We start from the raw sequence: 14,552 nt of genomic DNA on the forward strand, positions 1-14,552 counted from the left end.
GCTCAGCACTAAACACTAACGAGGTGCGAGTAAGGTATGAATAATATAATTAGGTGGCTTTTTCAGCAGCCTAGGCCAGTAAAACGCCTTATTAGTGTATCGCTTGATGTGGTGTTTATTACGATCGCGTTTTGGGCGGCATTTATTTTACGCCTAGATACATCTTCTATCCTTCATTCCTACAAGCAATGGTTAGTGCTGGCTGCTATGTTGCCAGTTACGTTATTGTATTTTATACGCATGGGCTTATATAGGGCGGTGTTACGCTATATGGGATACCACGCCACTGTGATTATGGTCGGTGGCATTGCTGTATCTGCCGCCGCTATGGTGGTAGCGGCTTACTTTTTTGAGGCAAAGGTACCGCGTACTGTGCCTGTTATTTATGCCGCCCTTGCCTTGTTACTTTGTGGGGGGGCTCGCACCTTAGCGCGTGCGCTTTATAACCAAAGTATTAAAAAACTTAAAACACCGGTGATTATTTACGGTGCAGGTTCCTCGGGTCGTCAATTAAATACTTCATTACTACATGGCAGTGAATATAGAGCGGTAGCCTTTGTGGATGATAATCCAGACTTACAAAAAGCGCTACTGCAAGGGTTAGTCGTGCATAAAGCGGAGGCTCTCCCCTCTCTTATTGAGCGCTATGGGGCAGAAAAGCTATTACTGGCCATGCCGGTGATTAGTCGCCAACGGCGGCGCGAAATTGTCGATGAGCTGGCCAACTTATCTATCGACATTCTTACTATTCCTGGCATGGCAGATTTAGTAAGCGGTAAGTCTAAGGTAAGTGAACTAAAAGAAGTGAGTATTGAAGATTTATTAGGCCGAGATCCGGTAGCGCCTTTCCCTGAGTTAATTAGTGCCAATATTAAAGATAAAGTAGTGATGGTGACAGGTGCCGGTGGCTCTATTGGTTCTGAATTATGCAGGCAAATTATTACCCAACAGCCTACTAGCTTAGTACTGTTTGAAACCTCCGAATTTGCACTTTATCAAATTGATCAAGAGCTCACTAATTTATGTGCGGACAAAGATTACAAGGTGCGCATAGTCCCTATTATGGCCTCGGTGCAGCGGCAAAATCGGTTAGAAGCCGTGATGAGCGCTTTTGCTGTGCAAACGCTTTATCACGCCGCAGCGTGCAAACACGTACCGTTGGTTGAATACAACGTAGTAGAGGGCGTGCGTAATAATGTATTTGGTACTTGGCGCGCAGCAGAAGCGGCGATTAACTGTGGTGTTGAAACTTTCGTGTTAATTTCTACTGATAAAGCGGTACGCCCCACGAATGTAATGGGTACCAGCAAACGCTTAGCAGAGTTAGTGCTGCAAGGCTTAGCTTTGCGCCAGAGTAAAACGCGGTTTTGTATGGTGCGTTTTGGTAATGTGTTGGGGTCATCAGGTTCGGTAGTGCCGCTATTTAAAAAGCAAATTCGCGCCGGTGGCCCGCTTACGCTGACCCATGAAGATATTACCCGTTATTTTATGACTATACCCGAAGCAGCACAGTTAGTTATTCAAGCGGGTGCCATGGGTAAAGGCGGCGATGTATTTGTGCTGGATATGGGTGAGCCGATACGTATTGTCGATCTTGCACGCAAGATGATCCGCTTAATGGGATTTGAAGAAAAAACACCAGCCAATCCTGCTGGCGAGATAGAGATTCAGGTGAGTGGCCTAAGGCCCGGTGAAAAGCTATATGAAGAGTTGCTAATTGGTGGTGATGAAGCGCCAACTCAGCACCCGCGTATTCGCACTGCCAATGAAATATCACTTTCTTGGCAAGAAATGCACCAGCTATTGGATGAGTTAAATGAAGCTTGTGAGCAGTATAATCAAGCTAAAATCCGTGAGTTGTTACTTAGTGCGCCCACTGCGTTTAACCCCCAAAGTGGTATTTGTGACTTAGTGTGGGCGGAGAATAAGCATCAAGCTAAAGGCTAAATGCTAAATGCTTTTTGCCACGGAATACACGGAAGAACACGGAAAAATTGAAATAAGAAATGTTATTGGTAACAGAGCGAGATACCGCGTCAAGCGCGGTATGACGAGATGTAGATACCGCGTCAAGCGCGGTATGACGAGATGTAAATACCGGAGCAAGCGCGGTATGACGATATAAGGTTCGTCATCCTGACGCACGTCAGGATCTTAATCTCTGCCGTCATCCTGGTGTACATCAGGATCTGGGTTTGGTTTTAGAAACCAGAGCGAGATACCGCGTCAAGCGCGGTATGACGATACAAGGTTCGTCATCCTGGTGTACATCAGGATCTCGTTTTTAAGTAAGTGATTAAAGATTTTTTGCCACGGAATACACGGACTAACACGGAAAACTGACTAAGAAACTTTTTTGGTAATGGAAAGGGAATGGTATTTTCAGTTGTAGCGTCACCCTAATAAAGAGTCGTCATCCTGACGCACGTCAGGATCTTGTTTTTAAGTAAAGAGATTAAAGATTTTTTGCCACGGAATACACTGAAATACGCGGACAAAGAGTAAAGGCTGAGGAGATGTTGTTGTAAAACTTACCAATATAAATCTTTTTTACTTTCCGTGTCCTTCTGTGTATTCCGTGGCAGAAGCGCTGTCATCCTGAGAAAAGTCAGGATCTTGGTTAGGTTTATAAACAAAGAGCGAGATACCGGAGTAAATCCGGTATGACAATATGGCAGATACCGCGTCAAGCGCGGTATGACGATACAAGGATCGTCATCCTGACGACCGTCAGGATCTCGTTTAGTTTCCTCGTTTTACCTATTAAGAAAATGCATGGAAATATTTAGACATACATTTTTAAACATAATAAAAGCTTGCTTTAATTAATATACTATATTTTTATATTCTTCTTAGTTTTATTAAGTTAAATGATTATTAAATTTTTATTATAATTAGTGTAATTAAAAAATTTATAGTACTCTTTAAACCCTTATTTCATATTAATTGAAGTAAGGGTTTTTTATTACGTCATATTTAGACGGTTAAACAGGTTTTGGTAATGTACATTGGTGGCTACTTTGCGTAACCTCGTTTTTTTTAGTCATGGTAGGCCTATATGAGTGTTTTAGTTACGGGTGGCGCAGGCTATATTGGCTCACATACCTTAGTGGAACTGCTAAATAGTGGTCAAGATGTCATCGTTTTAGATAATTTATGTAATGCATCTAAAGAGTCGCTTAATCGCGTTGCTACCATCACGGGTAAGCAACCCATCTTTATAGAAGGCGATATTCGCGATGCTGCGTTATTAGATAAGTTATTTAGCGAGCATGTCATTGAAAATGTTATTCATTTTGCGGGCTTAAAAGCCGTGGGTGAGAGTGTGCAGCAACCACTGCGTTATTACGATAATAACGTTAATGGCACCTTGGTATTAGTGAATGCGATGCAAAAGGCTGAGGTGTTTAAGCTAGTATTTAGTTCCTCGGCTACGGTATATGGCAGCGATGCCCCTGTGCCTTATTTAGAAACCATGCCACGCGGTAAAACCTCTAATCCTTATGGCACTTCTAAAGCCATGGTTGAACAAATATTAAGTGATTTAATTATTGCCGATGCCCGCTGGTCTATCGCTTTATTACGTTACTTTAATCCAGTAGGCGCGCATGAGTCTGGCTTGATGGGGAAGATCCCTTTGGCTTGCCGAATAACTTAATGCCTTTTATTACCCAAGTTGCCGTGGGCCGTCGCGAAAAGTTATCGGTTTTTGGTAACGATTACGCCACCGCTGATGGCACCTGTGAGCGCGATTATTTACACGTAGTGGATTTGGCGATAGGCCATGTAAAAGCGTTGCAGTATTTAAACCAGCACAATGGCGTACATGCCTTTAATTTAGGCACCGGCGCTGGGGTATCAGTGTTAGCCATGATCTCTGCTTTTGAAAAAGCCAGCAAGGTGCAAATCCCTTATGAGTTTTCACCTCGTCGTGCAGGCGATTTGGCGGCATTTTGGGCAGATGCGACTAAGGCTAAACAAGAACTAGGCTGGGTTGCAGAGCGAAACCTTGAACAGATGATGGTCGATTCTTGGCGCTGGCAGTCTCAGAATCCTTCGGGATACACTGAAAAATAACTACCTTGGCCACGGAATACACGGACCTGCACGGAAAAGTAATAAAGCTTTTATTGATATGAGTTAAACAGATAAATTTATAGGAGTTATTAAGTTACTCCTTTGCTTTTAATGGTTTTATATAGCTTTAATCTTTATTTTTCCATGGGTTCATTACCTTTCGGGGCAGAGCTATGTTTTAGGATTAAAGAACGAGACGTTTTATGGTTGCCTTAGGGTGAGTGAAGTTAACTAGTAAGCCAATTTTAAGGCCGGTTGCTTTTAGATAATTGACAAGCTGTGCATCAGCTGTGGTGTGTAGGACTTTTTGAGCCTTAAGCTCGAGCAGTACTTTATTCTCAACTACAAGGTCTGCTCGGTATACACCGACTATGTGCTGTTTGTAGGTAACAGATAAAGGCACTTCTGATTCTACAAAAAGCCCGAGATTGCTAAATTCGTAGTAAAGAGCGTTTTGGTAAACTGCTTCTAAAAAGCCGTGTCCTAGTTGACGGTAGACCTCAAATACTGCACCACGTATTTTATATGTTAACTGTTTCTCATACATAAATATCTCTTTGGTGATAATGCTAGAAACCGCTCATTTGGCTTATATCAACCTAAAGTTAAAGTGCGAATGCTCCTTTATTTTGAAGATATTTTTATTAAAACTCTATTAGTCTAGCTTACTTTCGTCCGTGTTATTCTGTGTATTCCGTGGCGAAAATATTTTTATAATTTAAAAAAGAGTATTACGGATGAATTTTTCTGAACAACCGGCCTTTGCCGCTTTACTGGATTGTAAGGCTCAAGAGCAAGCAATAACATTAAGTGAGCGCTTTGTACAAGATAAAGAGCGCTTTGCTAATTTTGAATTACCTTTTGGTGAGCATGTTAAGGTCGATTTTTCTCGCCAGCTTTGGTCAAACGAAGTTAAAGATTTATTGTGTGAATTAGCGGAGCAAATGAATTTAAAGCCGGCGATTGAGCAGTTATTTGGTGAGAATTTATTTAATCATACCGAGGGCCGCGCCGCGCTGCATACGGCACTGCGCATGCCTAAAACTGAGCGCGTTTATTTAAATAATACCGATGTAGTGCCGTTAGTGCATGAGCAGCTAGAACGGGTTAAGGATTTTTGCCAACAAATCCATAGCGGGCAGTGGTTAGGCTATAATGGCATGTCCATTACCGATATTGTCAATATTGGTATTGGCGGCTCGGATTTAGGGCCTGCGGTAGTCACAGAAGCGCTGCATTGTTATCAAGACCAAGGTATTCGTGCCCATTTTGTGTCTAATATGGATGGCGCGCAATTAGCTCAAGTGTTAGAGCAAGTTAATGCTGAGCGTACCTTATTTATTGTGTCATCTAAAACCTTTACTACAGATGAAACCATGACCAATGCCAAAGCGGCGCGTGCTTGGTTTTTAAGTCACTGTGCAGATGAGCACCATATTAAGAAGCACTTTGTGGCGGTGTCGACGAATAGTGAAGCGGTACAGGCTTTTGGTATTGATACCGAGCAGATGTTTGAGTTTTGGGACTGGGTAGGCGGGCGTTTTTCGCTGTGGTCTGCTATTGGCTTGCCGATTGCCCTTACCTTAGGTTTTGAGCGTTTTGAGCAACTGCTTAATGGTGCTCATGCTATGGATCAGCACTTACGCCACACGCCATTTGAGCAGAATATTCCTGTATTAATGGCGCTATTGAGTATTTGGAATATTAATGTGTTGGGCTACCGTAGTGAAGGGGTTTTTCCTTATTGCCAAGATTTAAAGCGCTTTCCTAGCTTTTTGCAGCAATTGAATATGGAGTCTAACGGCAAGAGTGTCAATAACCAAGGTGAAGTAGTTAGCCATAATACGGGACCCATTGTCTGGGGGGAAGTAGGCACTAATGGCCAACATGCTTTCTTTCAGTTATTACACCAAGGTAGCCAAGTGGTGCCTGGCGATTTTATTGGTTTTGCCCGTACTTGCTATGACTACCCCGAGCATCACCGTAAGTTATTAGCGAATATGTTGGCTCAAGCAGAAGCCATGGCCTTTGGTAAAAATTATGAGCAAGTAGCACAAGAGCTAGCTGTTGAAGGTTTAACTGCCGATGAAATCACTAAACTCGCGCCTTATAAAGTCATGCCAGGTAATCGGCCCAGTACCACTATTTTATGCGATGAATTAACGCCTTATAACTTAGGCTCATTAATTGCAATGTATGAGCATAAAACTTTTGTGCAGGGCATATTGTGGAATATCAATAGCTTTGATCAGTGGGGCGTGGAGTTAGGTAAAAAGCTGGCCTCGCGCTTGATTGATGATTTAGCCGATACCGGTACTACCACGGCACACGATAGCGCAACCAATGGTTTGATTGCACAGATTAAGAAGTGGGGCTAAAGGTTGATTGGGAATTGGGACTAGGGATTTGGGAATGGTTAAAATCAGTGCTTAGCGTTGTGACTAGTCCCCAGTCCCAGGTCCCTATTCACTTATTTTAAGCCGTCATCCTGACGAAGGTCAGGATCTTGTTTAGGTTTTGTAGGCGAACGTTTGCTCTCGCATTTCGACGCACTCAAAACCTTAAGCGACAAAGCTTTTTGCCACGGAATGCACGGACTAACACGGAAGTAGATATAAGAGCGAGATACCGGAGCAAGTCCGGTATGACGGCATAGAGTAGCTATTTCGTCATCCTGACGCACGTCAGGATTTCGACAAGACCGCTTACGCCTTACGCTAACCGCGTTACGAAAAAGCTAAACTCGTGTCTGCTTTGACTTATGGCGTTAAACGTATCGCCTTGTTGTAGCCGTCATCCTGACGAAGGTCAGGATCTTGTTTAGATTTTGTAGGCGAACGTTTGCTCTCGCATTTCGACGCACTCAAAACCTTAAGCGACAAAGCTTTTTGCCACGGAATGCACGGACTAACACGGAAGTAGATATAAGAGCGAGATACCGGAGCAAGTCCGGTATGACGGCATAGAGTAGCTATTTCGTCTTCCTGACGCACGTCAGGATCTCGACAAGACCGCTATACGCCTTGCGCTAACCGCGTTACGAAAAAGCTAAACTCGCGTCTGCTTTGACTTATGGCGTATGGCGTTAAACGTATCGCCTTGTTGTAGCCGTCATCCTGACGAAGGTCAGGATCTTGTTTAGGTTTTGTAGGCGAACGTTTGCTCTCGCATTTCGGCGCACTCAAAACCTTAAGCGACAAAGCTTTTTGCCACGGAATGCACGGACTAACACGGAAGTAGATATAAGAGCGAGATACCGGAGCAAGTCCGGTATGACGGCATAGAGTAGCTACTTCGTCTTCCTGACGCACGTCAGGATCTCGACAAGACCGCTTACGCCTTACGCTAACCGCGTTACGAAAAAGCTAAACTCGTGTCTGCTTTGACTTATGGCGTTAAACGTATCGCCTTGTTGTAGCCGTCATCCTGACGAAGGTCAGGATCTTGTTTAGGTTTTGTAGGCGAACGTTTGCTCTCGCATTTCGACGCACTCAAAACCTTAAGCGACAAAGCTTTTTGCCACGGAATGCACGGACTAACACGGAAGTAGATATAAGAGCGAGATACCGGAGCAAGTCCGGTATGACGGCATAGAGTAGCTATTTCGTCTTCCTGACGCACGTCAGGATCTGGTTTGGTTTTAGAAACTAGAGCGAGATACCGGAGCAAGTCCGGTATGACGGCCAATAACTAAGAACAGCGCCGAGCCTTGAGTGTTGCTGTTTAACGAGTCCCCAGTCCCTGAGTCCCTGATCCCTGCTGTGTCACGTCATCCTGACGCACGTCAGGATCTTGGTTTGGGGTTTGGGAGACGTTATTCTTCCCCAATCCCCAATCCCCAATCCCCAATCCCCAATCCCCAATCCCTATTCTTTACTCTTCACTGAGGTCATTAATATTGCGCCCATTAGCATGCTATAAAAATACACTAAATGAGTATGGTGGAAGGGGACGTCGGTTAAGCCGCCAATTAGCATAACGATGCCACAGGCTAGTGCCCAGTTTCGTTGTGGATACTGTTGCTGTTTATGTAAAGTCCAAGCAGGAATAAACATCCAAGCCAACAATAGTAATAATCCTAAGGCACCAGTTCTAACCAAAGTATCTATAAACTGATTATGAAAATGCGCGTTGGCGAGGGGAGCTGCAATGGGGCTTATTAGCCCTGCTTGTTTATCTTGCTCTATGTTTACTAAGTACTGTTCGGTACCGGTACCCAATAAAGGATTTTGCTTAATATAACTTAGTCCACGCTGCCAAAGTTGTAAGCGAATGCCTATTGAGGTATCCATATCTTTGTGAGCCATGTGGTTATATTCAGCAACAGTTTGTTGATAACGCTGAGTAAGCGTGTCACTAACTGCAGTTAAGCTAATACCTATCGCAACCGTACTAATAATAGCGATGCCTAATACTTTTTTAATACTTGCTTGGCGTAGTAGTTGTACCCCGAGCATGATCACAATAACAATCAACGCCAGCCAAATACCTCGGGTGCCACTTAGTATAATAGCGGTGGTGGCACCTGCGGCTCCTAATAGGCTCGCCACTATCCATAATAAGTTACTGCGCAAGATTAACGGTAACATCAGGCAGCTCAAACAGAGAACCGCTGCATAAGTAGCATAAGGAATGGGATTGAATGCAAGACTTCCTGCTCTTGGTATATTTAGCGCTAATACTTCATATAGAGCACTGATGCCAACAACGACTCCAGCTAGGATCAATAACGCCCATAAATGACGTGCAGTTATGCGCTGCCAGGGTAAGACGGTTAAGTAAAGTTGTACTGTGAATAAAGTACGAGCAAAGCTAAAGTCTTCACTACCTAAAAGATGGTTTAATACCACAAAAATGAATATTATCGTGTTGCTTATACTAAATATTTTAAAAGCAGGGTTGTTTAAGTTCTTACGCCATTGCCCCTTAAAACGGATAAAGCAATATGCGGCGACAATAGGGATGATTTTACTAAGTACTGATTTTCCGTCCGGTACACTGAACACGCCAGAGAGAAGCCATATGAAAGGGCTTAGTATGAATATATACTCTATAGATAAAAGAAAATTAATTATTAAATATTTTGTTTTTGATTGTGACATTTCTAACCTTTATATGTTAATTTTTTCTTTGTTTTTTTATAATGTAAGTAATGTCTCAATTGTGTATAGGCTGTGTAGATCTCTCTGCTTAACTTTCGATAATAAGGTACTTTTATTTCGTCATAAAATTGTATTGTAGTTTCAAAGGAACGAGTATCTTTAGCAAGCTCTGGCCATAAATAATATGATTCGACTTTATGTATGTACGGGAAGCCAACATAGTTATCTACAGCAAATGACCACGATTTAGAAGAGTTTACTAACTTGTTAGCTGCCCATGGTGCTACCGCATATGCTCTTAAACCACCGAAGTTATCACTCATATGATAAATCTGATGGCTATCTTTGCTTTCTATTAGTGTTGTCTCACCACGGATTACACTTTCTAATCTTAAAAAACCATACTCTTGAATTTTATCGGCTACCAATTCTTGTATTTGCTTGGCATTAGGGCAGATATGCGCATCATCTTCTATAACGATTATTGGCTGTTTTAAGTCAGCGCATTGTTGCCATAAAGTGTAATGACTTGCGTAGCAGCCTATTTCGCCATTGGTTGGCATTTTTCCGCTAGTTAACCATAAACGTTTCGCGTAATTATAACGTTTTAATAAAGGGTTATTTTTATCGGCTCCGTCTATGGCATCGAAGAAAGTAAAGTCGATGTTTTGTGCTTGTAACTGAGCTGCAATGCAATCTCTGCGATCTTGGCTTCTTTTAAGACTAATAACAAAAACAGCAATGGAGGACATTGGTTGTACTCTTAGGCAGAATTTCGCGTGATAGTAACAAAATAAGTGGGCGGGCTGTAGTTTGAAATGAAACAAGCACTAATAAGCCTGCTAAGCGCAGGCTTATTGTTATGTTACAAGGCGTTTTCGGGGGTAATAAAACGCGGTAGGGTATCGTCTTTACGCAGTGTTAAGATCTCACAACCGTCTTCTGTTACTAGCAAGGTGTGCTCGTATTGCGCGGATAAACTGCGGTCTTTAGTCAGTACGGTCCAGCCGTCTGCTAATAGTTTGCTGTGGCGCTTACCGGCGTTGATCATAGGCTCTATAGTAAAGCACATGCCAGCGGCTAGTGTTTCACCGGTGCCGGGTGTGCCGTAATGCACTACTTGAGGCTCTTCGTGAAAGTCTGCACCTATGCCATGGCCGCAATATTCACGCACTACTGAATAGTTATGGGCTTCGGCGTGTTGTTGAATGGCGTGACCAATATCACCGAGCTGCATACCAGGGCGTACCATCTTAATGCCAATTTCTAAGCACTCTAGTGTGACGCGACACAGGCGCTCGGCCAAGATACTAGGTTTACCAACAAAGAACATCTTTGAAGAGTCACCGTGGTAGCCGTTTTTAATCACCGTAATATCGATATTAATAATATCGCCATCTTTGAGCTTTTTATCTGCCGGAATGCCATGACAAATCACATGGTTAACAGAGGTGCAAATGGACTTGGGAAAGCCGTGATAATTAAGTGGAGCAGGGATTGCGCCTTGTACATTGACGATAAAATCATGACAAATAGTATTAAGCTCGTCAGTGGTTACACCTACTTGAATGTGCTCTTCAATCATTTCTAATACGTCGGCGGCTAATTGGCCAGCCACGCGCATTTTTTCCATTTCTTCGGGGGTTTTAATAACGATATTGCTCATTAAATTAGCTTCTCTATTGAGTTGGCGCCCAAGGAGGTTAATGCGGGGCACGATAGAATAGGGATGATAGCGGGCTGCTATCAGGCTTAAAATTGTAACGCTTAGCGACAGATAAAACAAAGGGCAATGAGAGAGCAGTACTGAGTACTCTGCGCCCAGCATCAGAGAAGAGCAGGAGCTAAAAAATAATTGCCACGGAATACATGGAAGAACACGGAAATCGACTAAGAAATTTTTTGGTAGCAAAAAGGTAACGATGTTTTCTGTAGTGCCGTCATCCTGACGCAGGACAGGATCTCGAATTGACCGTTATACGCCTTACGCTAACCGCGGTACGAAAAAGTTAACCCCATGTCTGCTTTAACTTATGGCGTTAGATGTATCGCCTTGTTTTAGCAGTCACTCTGACGAACGTCAGCAACGCCTAAAGTACTGAGTCATTTGCATGAGATACCGGGGTAAGCCCGGTATGACGAAGTAAGTATGTACGCACTCAGTATCGGAGAAGGGCAGAAGCTAAAAAATAATTGCCACGGAATACACGGAAAAGACAATAATAAAATTTTATTTTTTAAGGTATTACACAGACTTTTGTGGTTTGTGTCTGTGTCCTGCTGTGTATTTTGTGGCCAAGAGTCTTTAGGGGCTTTGTCTCTGTTACCTTAAATATCACTGGCGTTTAGAACCTCTTTTGTGGTATAAAACGCGCCGCAGTGCTAGGTATTTAACTTTATTGCTGGTGGTTGTTGTTAACAGCTTCTAGCTTAAGGCTTATCGCTATCACTTCGACCATTCACCTTTTTTAACACACACACACATCGGCACATGCTCTAGGGTGCTCTTTTGAGTTGGAGACATGGGATGTGTGGAGGCCTAACCCAATACACTTATTTGAGGAAATCATGGCACAAGTATCTATGCGCGACATGCTAAAAGCCGGCGTTCACTTTGGTCACCAGACTCGTTACTGGAACCCAAAAATGAAGCCGTTTATCTTTGGCGCCAGCAACCGAGTTCACATTATCAACTTAGAAAAAACCGTTCCTATGTTCAACGATGCGTTGAATTACATTGGTAGCGTGGCTTCTAAGAAAGGTAAAATCCTGTTTGTTGGTACTAAGCGCGCAGCCTCTGAAGCCGTTAAAGAAGCCGCAACTAACTGCGATCAGTTCTATGTGAACCATCGCTGGTTAGGTGGCATGCTGACTAACTGGAAAACTGTTCGCCAGTCAATCAGCCGTTTAAAAGAGTTAGAAGTACAAGCTGAAGACGGTACTTTTGAAAAGCTGACCAAAAAAGAAGCGCTAATGCGTACTCGTGAAATGGACAAGCTTGAGAAGTCTTTGGGTGGTATTAAAAACATGGGCGGTCTGCCAGACGTATTGTTTGTAGTAGATGCCGACCATGAGCACATTGCCATTAAAGAAGCCAATAACTTGGGCATTCCTGTGGTATCTGTGGTGGACACTAACTCTAACCCAGACAACATCGATTACATCATTCCGGGTAACGATGACGCGATCCGCGCCGTTCAATTATACTTGAACGCTGCCGCTAGCGCCGTTACTGCTGCTCGTGCACAAGATGCAGCCGTGCAACAAGCGGAAGACAACTACGTCGTAGAAGAGTAATAAAGCAAAAGCTTAGGCTTCTGCCGTTATTAACCATACGAAAGTAATGTGTTAACAGGGGCCTAGTGCCCCTGTTTTCTTGTGTATTAGATTGAGGATTTTAAAAGATGACTACTGTTACCGCAGCCATGGTAAAAGAACTGCGCGAGCGCACTGGCGCTGGCATGATGGATTGTAAAAAAGCCCTGACCGAAGCCAATGGCGACATTGAGCTGGCCATTGAAGAAATGCGCAAGTCTGGTCAAGCTAAGGCTGCTAAAAAAGCTGGCCGTATTGCGGCTGAAGGCGTTATCTTAATGCGCCAATCTGGCAACACCGCTGTAATGGTTGAGCTAAACAGTGAAACTGACTTTGTAGCAAAAGACGCCAGCTTCTGCGCCTTTGGCGATAAAGTGGTTGAAATCGCCTTGGCTAACAAAATTGACAACTTAGACGCCTTAAAAGCGGCTGAGTACGAAAACGGCGAAACCGTTGAAGTCGCGCTGACTAACCTTATCGCAAAAATCGGTGAAAACATGAGCCTGCGCCGTGTTGAGCTGGTTGAAGGCGAAAACGTCACTACTTACTTACACGGCACCCGCATTGGCGTTATCGTTAATCTGCAAGGCGGTGATGAAGAAGTAGCGAAAGACGTCGCCATGCACGTTGCCGCTTCTAGCCCACAGTTTGTTAAGCCAGAAGATGTGTCTGCAGATGTGGTAGCGAAAGAACGTGAAATTCAAGTGGACATCGCTGTTAACTCCGGCAAGACCAAAGAAATTGCGGAGAAAATGGTTGAAGGTCGCATGAAGAAATTTACCGGTGAAATTTCTTTAACCGGTCAGCCTTTTGTTAAAGATCCTGCGATTACCGTAGCCGATCGCTTAAAGCAAGCTAACGCCGATGTGATTAGCTTTGTACGCTACGAAGTAGGTGAAGGCATTGAGCGTGCAGAAGAAGATTTTGCTGCCGAAGTTCAAGCACAAATCGCCGCTTCTTCAAAAGCGTAATTGTTGCTGATTTAATACTATTTAAACCGCGACTTGTGTCGCGGTTTTTCTATAAGTAGGAATAGAAGCATGAGTACCAATCCTAAACCCGCATACAGACGCATCCTTTTAAAACTAAGCGGCGAAGCGCTGCAAGGTGAAGAGGGCTTTGGTATTGATCCGGCCGTGTTAGAGCGCATGGCGCAAGAAATTAAAGAATTAGTTGAGTTAGGTGTACAAGTTGGCTTAGTCATAGGTGGCGGTAACTTGTTTCGTGGTGCGGGCTTAGCTCAAGCGGGCATGAACCGCGTAGTGGGCGACCACATGGGCATGTTGGCGACCGTGATGAACGGCTTGGCGATGCGCGATGCCTTGCACCGTGCTTATGTGAATGCTCGTCTAATGTCTGCCATTACGCTTGAGGGCGTATGCGACCCTTATAACTGGGCGGATGCGATTAGTTTATTACGTAAAGGCCGAGTGGTGATTTTTTCTGCCGGTACCGGTAATCCTTTCTTTACCACCGACTCAGCAGCCTGTTTACGGGGCATAGAAATAGAAGCCGATGTGGTATTAAAAGCCACTAAGGTAGATGGCGTATACAGCGAAGATCCGGTGAAAAACCCCGATGCCGAGTTGTATAATCACCTAGGCTATGACGATGTATTAGCAAAAGAGCTGCAAGTTATGGACTTAGCTGCCTTTACCTTGGCGCGCGATCATAATATGCCGATTCGCATTTTTAATATGAACAAGCCAGGCGCACTACGCCGTGCCGTAATGGGCGAAAGCGAAGGCACTCTGATCAGCCGTAAGCTGTAATAAAGCCGTCATCCTGACGAAAGTCAGGATCTTGGTTTAGTTTTAAAAACCAAAGCGAGATACCGGAGCAAGTCCGGTATGACGAAGTTATTAGATACCGGGTCAAGCCCGGTATGACAGTACTAAGGTCGTCATCCTGACGAAAGTCAGGATCTTGGTTTAGTTTTTAGAAACCAAAGCGAGATACCGAAGCAAGTCCGGTATGACGAGATAGCAGATACCGGGTCAAGCCCGGTATGACAGTACTAAGGTCGTCATCCTGACGAAAGTCAGGATCTTGGTTTAG

The 14,552-nt window shown here is 43.9% G+C and carries 9 protein-coding genes and 1 pseudogene; 6 read left to right on the top strand and 4 right to left on the bottom strand.

Annotated elements, in window-relative coordinates:
- The first annotated feature begins 36 nt into the window (after positions 1-36).
- Positions 37-1,947: a polysaccharide biosynthesis protein gene (locus CBP12_RS00575; RefSeq protein WP_086961966.1), complete on the top strand. Its 1,911-nt coding sequence runs from the start codon at positions 37-39 to the stop codon at positions 1,945-1,947.
- A 1,111-nt stretch (positions 1,948-3,058) separates the two neighbouring features.
- Positions 3,059-4,077 (top strand): annotated as a pseudogene (gene galE, locus CBP12_RS00580) (UDP-glucose 4-epimerase GalE).
- Between the two features lie 184 nt (positions 4,078-4,261).
- Here galE and CBP12_RS00585 read toward each other — a convergent pair.
- Entirely contained in the window at positions 4,262-4,624 is a 363-nt protein-coding gene (locus CBP12_RS00585; protein ID WP_086961968.1) for a GxxExxY protein, read from the bottom strand.
- Positions 4,625-4,814: 190 nt separating this feature from the next.
- Here CBP12_RS00585 and pgi point away from each other — a divergent pair, with 190 nt between their 5' ends.
- On the top strand, positions 4,815-6,455 hold the full coding sequence (gene pgi, locus CBP12_RS00590; protein ID WP_086961970.1) for a glucose-6-phosphate isomerase: 1,641 nt from the start codon (positions 4,815-4,817) through the stop codon (positions 6,453-6,455).
- A gap of 1,488 nt (positions 6,456-7,943) precedes the next feature.
- On the opposite strand, the gene CBP12_RS13425 is transcribed toward pgi, so the two are convergent.
- The 3 genes from CBP12_RS13425 to map all read right to left on the bottom strand — a co-directional run bounded on the left by CBP12_RS13425 (position 7,944) and on the right by map (position 10,845).
- Positions 7,944-8,666, bottom strand: coding sequence for an O-antigen ligase family protein (locus tag CBP12_RS13425; RefSeq protein ID WP_157420017.1), 723 nt, complete (start codon positions 8,664-8,666; stop codon positions 7,944-7,946).
- A 515-nt stretch (positions 8,667-9,181) separates the two neighbouring features.
- Positions 9,182-9,931: a glycosyltransferase family 25 protein gene (locus tag CBP12_RS00600; protein WP_198341826.1), complete on the bottom strand. Its 750-nt coding sequence runs from the start codon at positions 9,929-9,931 to the stop codon at positions 9,182-9,184.
- A 113-nt stretch (positions 9,932-10,044) separates the two neighbouring features.
- Positions 10,045-10,845 carry a type I methionyl aminopeptidase gene (map, locus tag CBP12_RS00605; RefSeq protein WP_086961974.1) on the bottom strand — a complete coding sequence of 267 codons (801 nt, stop codon included), beginning with the start codon at positions 10,843-10,845 and terminating at the stop codon, positions 10,045-10,047.
- A gap of 902 nt (positions 10,846-11,747) precedes the next feature.
- Here map and rpsB point away from each other — a divergent pair.
- From rpsB to pyrH, 3 genes are all read left to right on the top strand, one after another.
- Positions 11,748-12,476 carry a 30S ribosomal protein S2 gene (rpsB, locus tag CBP12_RS00610; protein WP_086961976.1) on the top strand — a complete coding sequence of 243 codons (729 nt, stop codon included), beginning with the start codon at positions 11,748-11,750 and terminating at the stop codon, positions 12,474-12,476.
- A gap of 107 nt (positions 12,477-12,583) precedes the next feature.
- Positions 12,584-13,465: a translation elongation factor Ts gene (gene tsf / locus CBP12_RS00615; protein ID WP_086961978.1), complete on the top strand. Its 882-nt coding sequence runs from the start codon at positions 12,584-12,586 to the stop codon at positions 13,463-13,465.
- A 69-nt stretch (positions 13,466-13,534) separates the two neighbouring features.
- Positions 13,535-14,266, top strand: coding sequence for a UMP kinase (gene pyrH / locus CBP12_RS00620; RefSeq protein ID WP_086961981.1), 732 nt, complete (start codon positions 13,535-13,537; stop codon positions 14,264-14,266).
- Positions 14,267-14,552 lie beyond the last annotated feature (286 nt).

The sequence above is a fragment of the Oceanisphaera avium genome, from assembly GCF_002157875.1.
Classification (GTDB): domain Bacteria; phylum Pseudomonadota; class Gammaproteobacteria; order Enterobacterales; family Aeromonadaceae; genus Oceanimonas; species Oceanimonas avium.

Bases quoted from the DNA above. Each gene is read 5' to 3' on its own strand.
- CBP12_RS00575 (WP_086961966.1), top strand. From the start codon at position 37: ATGAATAATATAATTAGGTGGCTTTTTCAGCAGCCTAGGCCAGTAAAA.
- CBP12_RS00585 (WP_086961968.1), bottom strand. From the start codon at position 4,624: ATGTATGAGAAACAGTTAACATATAAAATACGTGGTGCAGTATTTGAG.
- pgi (WP_086961970.1), top strand. From the start codon at position 4,815: ATGAATTTTTCTGAACAACCGGCCTTTGCCGCTTTACTGGATTGTAAG.
- CBP12_RS13425 (WP_157420017.1), bottom strand. From the start codon at position 8,666: ATGTTACCGTTAATCTTGCGCAGTAACTTATTATGGATAGTGGCGAGC.
- CBP12_RS00600 (WP_198341826.1), bottom strand. From the start codon at position 9,931: ATGTCCTCCATTGCTGTTTTTGTTATTAGTCTTAAAAGAAGCCAAGAT.
- map (WP_086961974.1), bottom strand. From the start codon at position 10,845: ATGAGCAATATCGTTATTAAAACCCCCGAAGAAATGGAAAAAATGCGC.
- rpsB (WP_086961976.1), top strand. From the start codon at position 11,748: ATGGCACAAGTATCTATGCGCGACATGCTAAAAGCCGGCGTTCACTTT.
- tsf (WP_086961978.1), top strand. From the start codon at position 12,584: ATGACTACTGTTACCGCAGCCATGGTAAAAGAACTGCGCGAGCGCACT.
- pyrH (WP_086961981.1), top strand. From the start codon at position 13,535: ATGAGTACCAATCCTAAACCCGCATACAGACGCATCCTTTTAAAACTA.